Consider the following 14992-nt stretch of genomic DNA (forward strand, 5'->3'; position numbering starts at 1 on the left):
TATTATAATAGATAACCTATAAATTTTCAGACTTTTCTATCAAATTATTTTTCTATTCCTTATTTTTTCTTTAATTAAACCAATTATCTTTTTTATTGCTCATTTCTCCATAAAAACATGAAAAATAAATCAGGAAATAATTTTTTCTTCCATATAGCAGCCTTATCATTATACTTCCTTCAATTATCCATCCACAAACCTGACGCCCTGTTTTAAAGTTGTCTATTTTGAGAAGATGTTTAGCCATTAAAACACGGGGTACATAAACATTACCTTGCTTTTTAAAAGGGATTCATCAACTACAAGGAGGAATTCGAAATGGAAAAAAGAGGTAACAAACTTATAGGTGTATACGATGTACAGGCAGAAGTATTAAGCCAAGTGAACGAATTGAAAACTCAAGGGTACAGCGAAGACGACATTTATGTCATCGCCCGCGACAACGACCAATTGAATATGATCCGGAGACAGACAGATGTCAACCTGGATACACAAGGCTCTACAGGCCAGCAGCAGGATGAAGGATTCATGGGGAAATTCGTGAACTTCTTATCCGGAGACGACAACACGCGCAGCGCGTTTGACAATATGGGATTAGACCCTGCAGACCGTGATGCGTATTACCACCAAGTGGAAAACGGCAAAATCTTATTATACGTAGACAAAGAATACGGTGATTCTTATAACAGCTACAGCGACCGTGCAGGACGCGATTCAGCAATTGCCGGAACAGCAACGGATACACCGTTCAGTTCAGGCAGAACAACGGATGCAGATTTCGATTCGACCAGAACAACTGGCACGAATTTTGATTCTACAGACAGTACATTCGGCCGAACAGGCGATACCGACGAAGAAACGCTTCGCCTTCACGAAGAGCGGTTGAACGTGAACAAAGACCGTGTGCAAACCGGTGAAGTAAATGTCGGCAAACACGTTGTTGAAAGCGAGCAGTCGATCGAAGTTCCAGTGGAACGCGAAGAAGTGTATATCGAGCGCCGTCCGGTAAATGAGGAAGTATCTGCAACTGAAGGCGGATTAGGTACAGGTGCTTATGAAGAAAACGACACCATTCATGTACCGCTTTCTGAAGAACGTGTGGAAGTAACGAAAAAAGACGTCGTTTCTGAAGAAATCATCGTCGGCAAACGCAAAGTACAGGATACAGAAACAGTGAATGAAACTGTCCGCCGTGAAGAAGCGGATATCGATGAAGACGGGCAACTTAACAGAAACCGTACCGATGCTACAAACCGTACGGATCGCGACCGTTTATAATTCATTTCAAAAGCAGCCCTAGCGGCTGCTTTTTTTGTTGCCCTTACTCTTGAATCGCCGCAATGGCAAAATAAGCCCCTTCAATGGACGTGTACTCCACCCGCTCGAAATGCGCTTTGAACCCGGCCTCCGCAAGCAGCTCTTCCCATTCTGCCATCGAGAACAAACCGGATTCGGTCCGGTCGTATTCCCGGACTACGCTCCCGTCCTCATCCCGCATCACATAGACGTATTCGGTTTCCGTTACATGGTCATCCGGGTCGCTGTCATAAGTCCATTCCAGGTAGCGCATACCTTTTCTCCCCAGATCGCTGCCGCCGTGGTCGGTTTGAGGCCGGAACGTTTCTTTGAACTGATCCGTCACAATCAGCAGCATCCCGTTGTCGTTCAAATGCTTTTTTGCGTTGTGCATGACGGCCAATAAATCGGCGGCCACCGTCAAATACATGATGGCGTCGTGGATAAAAACGAGGTCGAACTGCAAACCGAGGTCCAATCTGCGCATATCCCCCTTGATATGCTCGCAGTCGGGATTCAGTTTCCGGCTGACTTCGAGCATGTCCGGTGATAAATCGGTCAACACCATGGAAAAATGCTGTTTGAAGTAGTAGGCATTGCTGCCTCCTCCGCTGCCGAATTCCACCGCTGTCCGGACCCCGGGATGGTAGCGCCGGATTATTTCCAGATACAGTCCCGCTTCTTCTTCGTATTCTGTATGGGGAGACATCAGCGGCCACCATTCTGCCAATTCCTTGTACAGTTTCATCTCACTTCTCCGCCTTCCGTTTTTAAATTGATTGAACTATAAGGCCATTTCCCATACTTGTCAATACGATTCGTGCCGACGGATTGAAAGTGGTTTTTAAGGGAAACAACTAAGTAAAACCAAAAAGGAGTGGGTTCCATGCTGTTTGAAAATTTCCGCCAGACCACGATAGACACGGGAGGCGCACAAATCAACCTCCGCTTTGGCGGCGAAGGGCCTCCGCTCTTGCTGCTTCACGGCCATCCGCAGACGCATGCGATGTGGCATTTGATTGCGCCGCGGCTGGCCAAGGATTTCACCGTCGTATTGCCGGACCTCCGAGGCTACGGCGACAGCTCCAAACCGGAATCGGCCGAGGACCATTCCACTTATTCGAAACGGGAAATGGCGAAAGACCAGGTTGCGGTCATGAGAGAGCTCGGATTCGACCGTTTCTCGGTCGCGGGCCACGACCGCGGGGCGCGCTGCGCTTACCGGCTGGCACTCGATTTTCCGGACGTCGTTGAAAAACTGGCCGTGCTGGACATCATCCCGACCGGCGAAACGTTCCGGCGCGCCAACAAGGATTTTGCCATGGGCTACTGGCATTGGTTTTTCCTGGCGCAGCCTTTTGACTTTCCGGAACGCGTCATCGGCCAGAATCCGGACAATTTCTATTTTCAGGGCACCCGGCATTTGTTCCACCCGGAAGCGCTCACGGAATACTGGCGGGCAATCCATCTCCCCCGCACCATCCATGCGATGTGCGAAGATTATCGCGCGGCCGCTGCGATTGACTGCGAAATTGACGACCAGGACCGGGGAAACCGAAAAATCGCCTGTCCCACTCTCGTGCTATGGGGAGAAAAAGGCTCTTTGCCGAACTGGTATGATGTGCTGGACGTGTGGCGCGGCTGGGCCGAGGACGCCCAGGGGCGAGGCATCGATTGCGGCCATTACCTGGCGGAAGAAGCGCCGGAGGAAACTGGGGCGGAGCTTTTAAGATTTTTCAAAAGTGCTCCTTAAAAAAGCCGGTCCAATAAATGGACCAGCTTTTTTACGTTATTGTATATTACATGCCACTAATTTAGATATCGTAAAATTCAGATAATTACATTGACTTATGCTATTCGTATTGGTATTTTTGTATTAAGTTTGTGAAATTAACTGTTTCTTTGTGACTAACAAAACTCAGTTCGCTAGTTCTTTCTGGCATATCCATGCCCACGCATTTAAAAAATCTTTATCCCAACATCCATTGGAGGTAAAAAAATGAAAAAGACGGCCGCAAAAAAAATCTTAATCCTTAGCGGAATCTCCCATATGATTGATGTCGTAGAAACCGCAAAAAGAATGGGGTTCTATACCATCGTGACGGACAAGGCCCCCGGTTCCCCTGCGAAAGCGTATGCTGACCAATCCTATGATGTCAGCACCTCGGATATGGACCGCTTAGCGGAAATCGCACAGTCGGAAGGGATTGACGGCGTGTTCAATGGTTTTGACGACCTGAATACGTGGAACGCTTTGGCATTATGCGAGAAATTGGGAATGCGCTATTACGCAACGAAAGAACAGCTGGAAATCTGCTCGAACAAAGACCAGTTCAAGGCGTTTTGCCGCCAATTCAATGTGCCCGTCATCGGTGAATATGAAATCGGCACAGACTTCAATGATGCAGATCTTGCTGCCCTGCAGTACCCGGTCATCGTCAAACCGGTTGACAGCTATGCGAGCCAGGGCATTACCGTGTGCTATAGCCCCGAAGAACTGAAGGCCGGCTATCAAAAAGCACTCAATTATTCCAAATCCCAAACAGCGATCATCGAACCGTTTATCGACACGCCTTACGGAACCATGATGTATTATACAGTCCAAAATGGAGAAGTTTACTTGTCCGCTGTAACAGACCGCCATGTGCACAAACAGGCAAAGGAACATCCGCCTCTGCCGATCGCCGTCGCTTTTCCATCCCGCCATAAAGAACTTTACCTGGAAAAAGTGGATCCGCAAGTGCGGGAGATGATCCGCGCCATGAATATCAATAACGGCGTTCTGCTGATTCAGGCTTTATATGAAGATGAGGAGTTTTATATTTACGAAATGGGCTTTCGGATCAGCGGTTCCCAGCACTATACAATCGTTGAAAAGCAAACGGGCGTCAACCTCCTCGAAATGATGCTCGACTATGCCGTAAGCGAAGACATTGCCAAATACGACATCTCGAAATACGACAACAGCTATATGCCATATCCTTCGTGTAATTTGCCGATCTTGCTGAATCATGGCACCATTGCCGAAATCAAAGGGCTTGAGGAAATCCTGAAAATGCCTGGCATACTGAACGCGGTCATCAATCGAAAAGTGGGCGATGAAGTCAAACCGAACGGATCATATAGCCAAATGTTCGGCCGGTTCAATATTTCCGAAAACTCGCTTGCCGCACTTCATGAGACCATCGATCTCCTTTATAAAAAGCTGGAAATCGTCTCAACGGAGGGCCGTGACATGAAGCTGGTGAAATACCTGCCGACAGAAATCGAAGCCATTTCCTAAAGCCTGCAGGACAATCCGGCCAATTAAAAAAACGGACACCCTCTTTAAGGCTGTCCGTTTTCTCATTTTCAGCTTTTTGCTGTGTATTTTTTCACTGCCGGCAAAATTTCATTGCCGATCAATTCAATATTCCGCAGCAAGCGGTCGAACGGCACACCGCCGAAGTCCATTTGGGCGATATAACGCTGGTGGTCGAACACTTCATGCTGATACAGGATTTTTTCGATTATTTGCTGCGGGCTGCCGATGTTCATCACATCATGCGGATGCGCCCCCTGGTAGAAATGCGGCTTTGGATAGCCCCGGCCGTTTGTCAGCATCATGCCTTTGTCGATATGCGGATGCATCTCATCAAATGCCTGCTGCGTCGTTTCAGCAGCATGGAAAAATCCGGCTGTCGCCACCGGCAGCTCAGCTGGATTGAAGCCGCTTTCGCCCGCGGCTTCCCGGTAAGCGTCCACCGTGTACTTAAAGCTTTCCGCCGGTCCGCCAAGTGTCGCAAGCATCATCGGAACCCCGGCATGCCCTGCTTTAATGGCGCTTGCCGGATGCCCCCCGACCGCACGCCAAATCGGCAATGAGCCGTTCTGTGGACGCGGGATGATGCGGGCGTTGCGGAGCGGCGCCCGGAATTCGCCGCTCCAATTGACCACTTCCTGCTTATTGATCTGGAGCAGCAAGGCAAATTTCTCTTCATAAAGCTCTTCATAATCTCGGACGTCGTAGCCGAGCAATTCAAACAGTCCGATGCGCGACGCGCGGCCGGCAACTATTTCCGCCCGCCCTTCTGAAATCAGATCGATCGTGGCGAAGTCTTCATAAACGCGCACCGGATCAGATGTGCTGATGATGGTCGATGAACTCGAAATCTTGATCTTTTGGGTCGCCTGGGCAATCGCCGCGAGCACTGCGGTATGTGCCTGCGTCGCAAAATAGTCCTGGTGGCTTTCGCCAACGCTGAAAAAGTCGAGCCCAGCCTCTTCCGACAGCTTGGCCAGCTCGATAATCTGGCGGATGCGTTCGCCGGCTGAAATCCGTTCACCTGTTTGCGGATCCGGAATATGGTCCCCTAATGTATACAGCCCGAATTCCAGGCCATTCTGCTGATTGATGCGGTATTTCTCCATATCTTCCATCCTTCCCTGATATATGCATTAAAGAATATCTTGAATTCAGTATATCTTTCCCTCCGCATGAAAGTAAGTAAAATGCTCTCCTTTTTTCAAGCTGTTCCTTAAATCCCTACCGTTCTAGAAGGTGGGAATAAGTTTACAAAAAATTGTTATAATCTGTAATAAAAGTGTTTCTTTATTTTCTTTTAAAATCTATAATGAATGAAAGAGAATTTCTTTTTATCAAAAAAGTACTTTTATATTATATATTTTAATTATCAGTCAACTTACAATAAGATGATTGCTGACTCTTCCATCCGAAGAACGCCCTTACTCTGAATGAGGTGAAGACCATTATAAAGCCTGAACCCTCCAAATTGTATATTTCTTATTTGATCTTCCACATTACCGTCTATTACATATGGCTTTTTTACGGAGGTTTTACCGAAACTGTCCAGACCATCGGAACTTACGCCATTCCGTTTTCCGCTTCATTGGTTGCCACGCTGACGCTTTATACCGTTTACCGAAAGAAGCAAGGCCCAAGAAAGTATTTCTGGCTTCTTTTTGCGCTGGGCTGCCTCAGCTACGCCATTGCAGAAGGCATCCGGATCTATTATTCGGTGATTCCGAAAAGCGAAGTGCCTTACCCAGGATGGGCAGACCTTTTCTATTTCCTCCAGATTCTTTTTTTCATCGCCGCTTTTCTCCAGCAGCTGTGGCAGAAGAAAAAAAACACCGATCAGATTAAATTCCTGTTCGATATGTGCATCATCATGGCTGTCTTCACTGCACTCAGCTGGCATTATATCATTCAGTACGTATTTTCCGAAGGCGCGCTTTCTCCCGCTCTGCTTGCTACATCCATCGGCTATCCGGCCGGAGATTTGCTGCTCTTTTTCTGCGCGATCAGTTTTTATATGCGTGCAGACATTCTCTTCCCCCGCCCAGTTTTGGCGCTGATTTGTGCCAGCGCAGGCGTCCAGATTTTCGCCGACACGGCGTATCTTTATTATTCCACCAAGTCCGACAGCTACGTTTCGGGGACTCTTTTCGATCCGCTGTGGACAGTGGGACTTTTGCTGACGGCCCTCGCCGGCATATACGCCCTTCAGGAACAAAGAAGAGAGTCGGAAAAGCCTGGCTTGGCAGCGGACACCTTGCCAGCTGACGGCGACGGCATTTCACTGCGGCTGTTATTGCCTTACTTCAGCCTGGTGCTGCTGTTCATCGTCATGGTGTTTGAAAAAGACGGCCCTATGAACGGGCTGATTGTCGGAGCGGGCACTTCTGTTGCTCTGATTATTTTCAGGCAAGTTTTTACCATGCTCGAGAACCAGAAATTATTGGCCCAGTATCATGATTTGACTGCCATCCTGGAAGAAAAAATCGAACAGCGGACGACCGAACTTAGCACAAAGAACGAACAATTGGCGGTGGCGGTGCAGAAAATGGAGCATATGGCTTACCATGATGCGCTGAGCGGATTGCCGAATCGGAGGCTGTTTTTGGACAAATTGAATGCCGCGATTGCTTCAGCCAAAAGCCATTCGCATCAGCTCGCTGTTGTCTTTGTCGACTTGGACCGCTTTAAAAACATCAATGATACGTTCGGCCACGAGTTCGGCGACTTGCTGCTGCAGGGTTTTTCCAAAAAGATGGCTGAAAACCTGCGCCAAATCGATACCGTATCGCGGCAAGGCGGCGACGAATTCACGATTATCCTGAACGACATCAAAGCCACTGAAGACATTGTGCCGCTCGTCAAAAGAATTCAGTCCGTCCTCGAGAAGCCTGTAGTTGTCAACGGACAGGAATTGCATGTGTCCATGAGCATCGGCATTGCCGTTTATCCGCAGGACGGAGAAACGACCGAGGAATTGATGAAACACGCAGATATCGCCATGTACCACGCGAAAGAAAACGGCAAGAACAATTACCAGTTTTTCTCCGATGAAATGCAGTCGACCATGTTCCACAAAATCCAACTGGAAAACGATTTGCGGGAAGCGCTCGACAACGAGGAATTCATCTTGCATTACCAGCCGCAAGTAGAAGCGGCTACCGGGAAAATCGTCGGAATGGAAACTTTGATCCGATGGCGGGCACGCGATGGGTCCATCATTTCCCCAGCCGAATTCATCCCGCTGGCAGAAGACACCCGCCTGATAATCCCGATTGGCAACTGGGTGCTGCACAATGCATGCAGGCAGGCGAAAAAATGGCATGACGCAGGCCATACCCATTTGAAGCTTGCCGTCAACTTGTCGCCTCTTCAATTTATGCACGACGATTTGATGGACACCGTCGACGAGGCGCTTGAGTCGAGCGGTTTTTCCGCTTCATCGCTCGAACTGGAAATCACGGAAAGCGTTGCCGTCTATGACGCTGAAAAAACGATTGCCCGCATGCAGGCCCTGCGGAATATGGGCGTTCGGATTGCGCTCGATGATTTCGGCACGGGCTATTCGTCCTTGGTCTATTTGAAGAAATTCCCGATTAACAGCTTAAAAATCGCCCGGCCGTTTATCCAGGATATGGTGGACAATCCAAAAGACAAAGCATTGGTCGAAGCGATTGTTTCGATGGCCCATAGCCTCGAATTGTCGGTCATCGCAGAAGGCGTGGAAACGTCCGATCAGCTCGCTTCTTTAAGAAAGTTGAAATGCGACGAAATCCAGGGCTATTTCTTCAGCAAGCCGCTTGCTGCGGAGACTTTCGACCGCCTGATCAATAATAAAATGGACTCCATCAACCTGCGGTAACCAAAAACCCGCTATCCCGTTTTGAATGTTAAAACGGGATAGCGGGTTTTTTATGAAATACGTTAAACTTGTCACTTCCGGAAATTCAGCTGTTTCGAGACAATCTCCATAAATTCGTCGATCGACGAAGAATAATTGTTCCAGTGATGGTACCATTTCCGGATCGTATCAAGCAGCCAGAACGGCATCGGAGTGCCTTTGATCAGCCCGTAATATTCGGTGTACGCTTTTTTCAGGTGCTCCCACCGGAAATCATTGCCCGGCTTGATGTATTCCGAGACGTCGAGAAGTTTTGCGCGCCCGTTCTGCAGAAGAATATTCTTCAAGTGGATATCGCGCGGATTCATCCCTTGCGCGCGGACAAACTCCCGGGCCGCTTCCACATCAGCAATGACCTGGCCCGGAACCGGAATCCCCTGCAGCAGACAGTCAAACAGCGTCGGCCCTTCTTCGTATTTCAAAACCAATAGCCGGTCCGTGGCAGCGTAGCACCGGGAGAAAAATGGGGACTCCCCCAGCCGCTTGTACACTTCCGCCTCCGCTTCGAGTTTGTCCTGCTTGCCGTCTGCGTAGACCTTGAACGCATATCCGGGCTCCGTGAGCGACTGGAATACCGCCGCATCGGTTCCGACGCCGATGCAGCGCATATCCGACGCCGCTCCATGTATTGTGACCGGCTCATTGTCCGGGTGCGACGTTACAGTAAGGTTATTTAATGACGCTGAAGCCGTTTGCCAAAATTGTTCCATGCCATCTCTCCTCAAATGTGACTTGCCAAAACCTGCATCCTGCCCTGCTTAGTATAATAAAAGCCGGTTCCCGCTAACAGCAAAAGGATTGAATGATGTCAGCAACAGGTTTAGAAATACCAAAAAGCGATGAATATCAAGATGGAAATTGTTACAGGGAGGTGCAGCAAGGTAACCAAGTATTGTCTCCTGCTCTTCAAGTATTTCCACTCCAAAAAAGCCTGGAACAAGTTGGATGCGATAAAAACAACAATCAAAAACCAGATAAAGCGTGAATCTTCCTCAAGCAGCATAAACGGAACGATACACAAAACCAGCACTATCATGATGCCGCTGACCCACTGGTTGATTTTCTTAGCGGGCGTTTCAGCCAAGCTTCCTTTATCTACGCCAAGCCATTTCCTCAGAACGAATTCCCACCCGAAAATCACAATAAACAAAATGACGAGTACCCAAAAATAATCCATCATCATTCCCCCATCCCTGTCTGGTCTTTATACGTTCTTTACGGGCGAATGTTCCAAAATAAAAGCAATTTTGCAGTCAGCCCCCTCTCACTTCGGATTGAAATTTTTTCACGGGTACTTCCCGTCTTGCCAGAAAACCGAAAATTTACAAAGTTTAACACCTTCTTTAAGTCAGCTTAGCAATCGTCTGCAATACTGGATGACGTAAGCGAATGAGAGGAGATGGAGACTTTGAAAATTGCAGTTATCGGCGATTTGCATTATCCGGCACTCGAAGAAGGCTACCTGTTGACAGAAGAAGAGCGCAACGCATTTTACGAAACGTTTCTGGAACGCTTTTTTTCCATTCAAGCAGACTTGTATGTATCCATTGGCGACTTGACGAATTACGGGCTGAAAGAGGAGCTGGAGGAAGTCTACGCTTTGATTGACCAGCACCAGAAACCCTTTGTCCAGGTACTTGGAAATCACGACGTCTACGGCATGAAGCGACGCGACGTGCTGATGGTCACGAAGCAGCAGCGCTACCAGGCCATCACGACTGATGCAGCTACTCTCGCTTTTCTCGACACTGCCAAAGAACAGGACACCAAGGACTGGGGAGGCACCATCGACCCCGAGCAGCTTGACTGGTTCGATGACGTTGTTGAAGGAAGCGGAGATCTGCCGCTGATCGTCTTCGCCCACCATCCCGTCCACGGCACGACGACCAATTCTGCTCAAGGCAAGCTCTGCATCCACCCCGACATTCCGGTGTGGACCGTGTTGAGCCAAAAACAAGGACGCGGCCTGTATGTCAACGGCCATAACCATTTCAATTCGATTGTGGAACGGGATCAGTGGAGCTTTATGCAGATTGCCGCCGTACTCGATGAACAGGCAGTGCGCGTCATCGAAGTGTCGGACTCCGAGATTTCCATCCACTCCATCGACTTGTACGACCCGGAACTCAACAAACAGGCACAAGTGATCGGCAACGCCATCAGCCATTTCCAGCTCAATCCGCATCCGCTCGGGACCTTGAACGACCTTCAGCACCGGATTGCTCTGGAGCCGGCCGCCACAAAAGAAGCGTAAGCTCTCAAGCAAAAAGACATTCCTACATAATTTGGAATGTCTTTATTTGCATGCTGTGAAATTCCACTGCGGAGTGCCGCCTTCGGTTGTTAACCGAAAATGGCGCGGCCGTCTTCCATATGGACCGGTACGGAGGAATGTTCATGGACGATGCGCCAGGAGCCGTCCACTTTTCTGAGCACAAAAGTGAAGCGGTTCTTTGTTTTGCGCAATGGCTGGCCAAATTGATCAAGTGCCGCAAAGCTGATAATGCCATGCACATGGGCGGAGTCTTCGTATTCCTCGGCCGTCTGGCTCTTCACCTCGGCGCGCAGTTTCGCTCCTTCCTGCTCCATTCCGCTGAACCATTCCGTTACGAAAGCCCTCCATGCTTCGATTCCTCCGTATTCCCATTGCTCAAAGCAATCGAATATATGGACATCCGCTGCATATCCGGACAAAAATTTTTCGGCATCCCCTGCGTACAAGGCTTCCGTGTAGTTGGTTAACAGGTCTTGTACAGTCGCAAACATATAAAATCCCCTTTCTTGGCACATCGTTTTTAACAGCATTCGCCTCCGGCAATCCGATTTCCTGCCGGTAAACCCGGTTGCCTTTTTGATGCGCGGGCCGCTGCTTTGGCAGGACGTTTCCTTTGGCGGCCAAAATTGAATATTCTGTGTCTGCTCCATCTGAATAAATTGAATCCGGGGACCACGGGGACGTGCACTCCGCTTCCGTTTTATATTAATATAGGTAGTGCTTGGAAAATTGGAAGGGGTTTATTATGGCTAAATATCTATATAAATTAGGGCAATGGTCCATGAACCATGCGAAAGCGGTGATTGCATCAGCACTCATCCTGCTATTGGTAATGGGCGGACTTGTGCTCGGCTACGGCTTTGAATTTGATGAAGATCTGTCGATTCCCGGCACGTCTTCGCAAGATACAATCGAGATGATGAAAGAGGAATTCCCGGAAGTCGGCAATGCCGGCGGCCAGATCCTTCTCGTCCACAAGGCGCCTGACGGAAAAACCTTGATGGACCCGGACATTGCGGAGAAACTGAACGAAGTTGTCCAACGCGTCCAGGAGGACAAAGCAGTCGAAGCGGTCTATACACCCGACATACTGATGAACTACAACAAAGACCAGACCATCGCTTACACAATGGTCATGTACGACACAGTCGCAGCGGATGTGTCCGAGGAATCGATCACCCATGTTAAAGAAGCGGCCCAAATCACGGAAAACGCCGGCATCCAGACGGAATTGTCGGGTGACGTGGAAGTGCATCCCTTTAAAATGGAAATGGCAACGGAAGTGCTGGGCGTACTTGCTGCCTTCCTGATCCTATTTTTCACCTTCGGTTCCCTGCTTGTCGCAGGCATGCCGATTGTCACAGCCGGAGTCGGCCTCGGAATCGGACTGCTCGGCGTTGTATTCGCGACGAACTTCACCTCCATTTCAACCGTCTGCCTGTCGCTTGCCGCGATGCTCGGGCTGGCGGTCGGCATCGACTATGCCTTGTTTATCCTGTCGCGTTTCCGCCAGGAATATGAAAAAGGCTATTCCATCAAACAAGCCGTTGCGATTGCCAACGGCACTGCCGGAAGCGCCGTCGTGTTCGCCGGCTTGACCGTTGTCATTGCGCTGCTCGGTTTGTCCGTACCGCAAATTCCGTTCCTGTCGATGATGGGCTATACGGCTGCAGTCGGCGTATTTCTGGCCATCGTCATTGCAGTGACCGTCGTACCGGCTGTCATTTACCTGCTGGGCGATAAAATGGCCCCGCCGGCCGGGCGCAAGAAAACGGTCGGTGAACGATTTACCGACCGCGTCAAACTTTCCGGCAAGCTCATGAATGGGTGGGCCCGCCTCGTCGGGAAATTCCCGTTGGTGGTCGCTCTTGCCGGCATGGTCATTCTCGGAGTCATTTCCATTCCGTTTTTCCATATGGAACTCGGATTGCCGGATGACGGCTTCTACGGTGAAGACACCGATGAACGCCAGGCCTACGATCTTCTGAAAGAAGCATACGGCGAAGGCTATCATGCTTCCCTTGTCGTTGTCGCAAAAGCGGAAGAAGGCGGCGAAGTTCTGAGCCAGCTGGAAACGCTGCAAGCGGACATTACGGCGATGGAACACGTGGCTTATATCTCAAACGTCATCCCGAAAGAAACGGGCGACATGGCCGTCATCACTTTGAATCCGGTGACCGGCCCGAATGATGCGGAAACAAAAGAGCTTGTCAATGAACTCCGCGGTGCCGACTACGAAGGCATGGATTTATTCGTCACCGGTTTGACGGCCGTCAATATCGACACTTCCGATAAACTGGCCGACGCACTGCCGGTATTTGCGGCGCTGATTATCGGGCTGGCGTTCGTCCTCTTGGTTGTCGTATTCCGCTCGATCCTTGTGCCGCTGAAAGCGGTGCTCGGATTCGTCCTGTCTCTTGGTGCGACTTTAGGATTTGTCACATGGGTCATTCAAGACGGCAATTTCTATGAACTTTTCGGCTTCTCGACTTCGGGCCCTGTCCTGAACTTCCTTCCGATTATCGTGGTCGGCATCCTGTTCGGCCTGGCGATGGACTATGAAATGTTCCTGGTCAGCCGGATGCGCGAAGAATTCACTCATTCCGGCGACGCCCGAAAAGCCGTGCTTGCCGGACTCCGCGACAGCGGCGGTGTCGTAACCGCTGCCGGACTCATCATGATTGCGGTCTTTACCGGCTTTATGATGGCGCCGGATCCGATGGTGAAAGTTATGGGCCTTGCGCTGGCATTCGGTGTTCTGTTTGATGCATTCATCGTCCGTATGATGATTGTGCCGGCTGTTATGCTGCTGATGGGCAAAGCCGCCTGGTACATGCCGAAATGGCTTGACCGGATTGTGCCGAACATCGATGTGGAAGGCGAAACCATCATGAACGAGATGGAAGCGCCGGAACGCCTGAAAGGCAAAGCCGTTTCGAATACAAAAGCTGTGCAGCAGTAAAATTTAAGACCAATCGAAAACAGCCGCCTTTTAAAGGGCGGCTGTTTTTTTGTTCCGTTATTTAATTTCGCTGTAGCTGCAGACAATATGGGCAACCGCTTTGGCGGCCACCAGCAGTGCGTCTTCATCAATGTCGAATTTCGGGTGGTGATTGTGGTAGATCTCGTCTCTCCCTTTCGGCCTACAGCCGATATAAAAGAAAATGCCCGGCGTTTTTTCTAGGTAATACGAAAAGTCTTCGGATCCGGAGAAGACCGGAAACTCCGCCACTTCTTGGATCGCTGAATCCTCGGCGTTTTGCAGGATAGACACGACGTTCGCCGTGACTTCCGCGTCGTTGCAAAGCGGCGGGTAATCCGGTGTATAGGTCAGGCTGCATTCCACGCCGAACTCCAGCTCGATGCCTTTCGTGATGCGCTCTATTTCCCGGGCAATAATGTCCTGCGTCCGGTCATTCATGTAGCGTACATCGCCTTCTATTTCAATGCTGTCTTTGATGATATTGAACGAACCTTTCGCGTCAAACGAGCCGACCGTGACAACACCCATTTCGAACGGGTTCAAGCGGCGGCTGACAACAGTCTGAATGGCCGTGATAAAATGGGCACCCGCGACGATCGGGTCGTTCGCCTGATGCGGCGTCGAGCCGTGGCCGCCTTTGCCTTGGATGCGCAGTTTGAAATACGTGCGCCCTGCCATGGCATAGCCGCTGCGGTAGCCGACCGTGCCGGCCGGATGGCTCGGAAACAGATGCGTGCCGAAGACATAGTCGAGGTCATCCAGTATGCCGGATTCGACAATGCTTTTCGCTCCGCCTGGAGGTGTTTCTTCGGCGTGCTGGTGGATGATTTTGATGGTCCCCGATAGTTCCTCTTTCATCCCGATCAGGCAGTCGGCGAGAACAAGCAGGTACGCGGTATGGCCGTCGTGGCCGCAGGCATGCATGACGCCTTCGTTCTGCGACTTGAACGGCACGTCCGCTTCCTCAAAAATCGGCAGCGCATCGAAATCCGCCCGGAGCCCGATCGTTTTGCCAGGCTTGCCGCCCAGGATGGTGACAATGACGCCGTAGCCATTGCCGGTATGTGTCTGTACATCGACGTCTTTTCCTTTGTAGAAATCCGCGATGAACGCGGCCGTCTTTTCTTCCTGGAATGACAGCTCCGGATGCTGGTGCAGATGGCGGCGGATCTCGATCATCTCGCCTTTGCGGCTTTCGAGCTGTTCGAGCAGCCGCTGTTTTGCAGAATTCGTCTTTAT

Annotated in this window: 12 protein-coding genes; 6 read left to right on the forward strand and 6 right to left on the reverse strand. The window is 50.1% G+C overall.

Annotated features, from left to right (window positions below; genetic code table 11):
* The first annotated feature begins 318 nt into the window (after positions 1-318).
* Positions 319-1278, forward strand: coding sequence for a YsnF/AvaK domain-containing protein (locus tag QWY22_RS17525; RefSeq protein ID WP_300982094.1), 960 nt, complete (start codon positions 319-321; stop codon positions 1276-1278).
* A gap of 43 nt (positions 1279-1321) precedes the next feature.
* Here QWY22_RS17525 and QWY22_RS17530 read toward each other — a convergent pair whose 3' ends face one another.
* The gene (locus tag QWY22_RS17530) at positions 1322-2044 is read right to left on the reverse strand and encodes a class I SAM-dependent methyltransferase (protein WP_300982095.1); all 723 of its coding nucleotides are present in this window, start codon (positions 2042-2044) and stop codon (positions 1322-1324) included.
* Between the two features lie 138 nt (positions 2045-2182).
* On the opposite strand from QWY22_RS17530, the gene QWY22_RS17535 reads away from it, so the two are divergent.
* Positions 2183-3049, forward strand: coding sequence for an alpha/beta fold hydrolase (locus QWY22_RS17535; protein ID WP_300982096.1), 867 nt, complete (start codon positions 2183-2185; stop codon positions 3047-3049).
* Positions 3050-3295: 246 nt separating this feature from the next.
* Complete coding sequence (locus QWY22_RS17540) at positions 3296-4579, forward strand: ATP-binding protein (RefSeq protein WP_300982097.1); 1284 nt, start codon at positions 3296-3298, stop codon at positions 4577-4579.
* A gap of 68 nt (positions 4580-4647) precedes the next feature.
* Here QWY22_RS17540 and QWY22_RS17545 read toward each other — a convergent pair whose 3' ends face one another.
* Complete coding sequence (locus tag QWY22_RS17545) at positions 4648-5706, reverse strand: LLM class flavin-dependent oxidoreductase (protein ID WP_300982098.1); 1059 nt, start codon at positions 5704-5706, stop codon at positions 4648-4650.
* A 329-nt stretch (positions 5707-6035) separates the two neighbouring features.
* On the opposite strand from QWY22_RS17545, the gene QWY22_RS17550 reads away from it, so the two are divergent.
* Positions 6036-8456 (forward strand): putative bifunctional diguanylate cyclase/phosphodiesterase, encoded by a 2421-nt coding sequence (locus QWY22_RS17550; protein ID WP_300982099.1) that lies wholly within the window; start codon positions 6036-6038, stop codon positions 8454-8456.
* 71 nt (positions 8457-8527) lie between these two features.
* Here the strand turns inward: QWY22_RS17550 and QWY22_RS17555 are convergent, their stop codons facing one another.
* Both QWY22_RS17555 and QWY22_RS17560 read right to left on the reverse strand, forming a co-directional pair.
* Positions 8528-9205: a serine/threonine-protein kinase gene (locus QWY22_RS17555; RefSeq protein ID WP_300982100.1), complete on the reverse strand. Its 678-nt coding sequence runs from the start codon at positions 9203-9205 to the stop codon at positions 8528-8530.
* Between the two features lie 110 nt (positions 9206-9315).
* On the reverse strand, positions 9316-9672 hold the full coding sequence (locus QWY22_RS17560; protein ID WP_300982101.1) for a DUF4181 domain-containing protein: 357 nt from the start codon (positions 9670-9672) through the stop codon (positions 9316-9318).
* Between the two features lie 231 nt (positions 9673-9903).
* Between QWY22_RS17560 and QWY22_RS17565 the strand changes: the two genes are divergently transcribed.
* Positions 9904-10749 (forward strand): metallophosphoesterase family protein, encoded by an 846-nt coding sequence (locus QWY22_RS17565; RefSeq protein WP_300982102.1) that lies wholly within the window; start codon positions 9904-9906, stop codon positions 10747-10749.
* Between the two features lie 89 nt (positions 10750-10838).
* On the opposite strand, the gene QWY22_RS17570 is transcribed toward QWY22_RS17565, so the two are convergent.
* Positions 10839-11261: a YybH family protein gene (locus tag QWY22_RS17570; protein ID WP_300982103.1), complete on the reverse strand. Its 423-nt coding sequence runs from the start codon at positions 11259-11261 to the stop codon at positions 10839-10841.
* A 254-nt stretch (positions 11262-11515) separates the two neighbouring features.
* Here QWY22_RS17570 and QWY22_RS17575 point away from each other — a divergent pair, with 254 nt between their 5' ends.
* Positions 11516-13732 (forward strand): MMPL family transporter, encoded by a 2217-nt coding sequence (locus QWY22_RS17575; protein WP_300982104.1) that lies wholly within the window; start codon positions 11516-11518, stop codon positions 13730-13732.
* Positions 13733-13789: 57 nt separating this feature from the next.
* Here QWY22_RS17575 and QWY22_RS17580 read toward each other — a convergent pair whose 3' ends face one another.
* A complete protein-coding gene (locus QWY22_RS17580; RefSeq protein WP_300984423.1) occupies positions 13790-14932 on the reverse strand; it encodes an amidohydrolase in 1143 nt (380 codons plus the stop codon).
* Positions 14933-14992: the final 60 nt, after the last annotated feature.

Origin of the sequence: Planococcus liqunii, from assembly GCF_030413595.1 — a bacterium.
Lineage (GTDB): Bacteria > Bacillota > Bacilli > Bacillales_A > Planococcaceae > Planococcus > Planococcus liqunii.